Origin of the sequence: Algibacter ulvanivorans (assembly GCF_048381495.1) — a bacterium.
Lineage (GTDB): Bacteria > Bacteroidota > Bacteroidia > Flavobacteriales > Flavobacteriaceae > Algibacter_B > Algibacter_B ulvanivorans.
Genome location: NZ_JBLWGD010000036.1, coordinates 1 through 363, shown reverse-complemented (window position 1 = coordinate 363; position 363 = coordinate 1). Strand labels below are relative to the sequence as shown.

The window sequence follows — 363 nt, the reverse complement described above, 5'->3', positions numbered from 1 at the left end:
AAGATGCAATGGAAGGCATGTTGTCTCCAGAACTTAAAGAAGAAATTACTGGGACAGCAGAAATTAGAGAAATCTTTAAAGTATCTAAAATTGGTAGTATTGCTGGTTGTATGGTTACTTCTGGAAAAATTTACAGAAACTCTGGTGTTCGTTTAATTCGAGATGGTGTGGTTGTTTACACAGGAGAATTAGCATCCCTGAAACGTTTTAAAGACGATGTAAAAGAAGTTTCTAAAGGATACGATTGTGGTATGCAAATTAAAAACTACAACGATATTAAAGAAGGAGATATCATAGAAGCTTACCACGAAGTGGAAGTAAAAAAGAAATTAAAATAACTTCTAAATCTTATTAAAAAAAAAC

General features: G+C 32.0%; 1 protein-coding gene. It reads left to right on the top strand.

Annotated features, from left to right (window positions below; translation table 11 throughout):
* A partial coding sequence (locus ACNG5D_RS15875) for an EF-Tu/IF-2/RF-3 family GTPase (RefSeq protein ID WP_418184511.1) occupies positions 1-338 on the top strand: 338 nt, incomplete at its 5' end.
* Between the last annotated feature and the right edge of the window lie 25 nt (positions 339-363).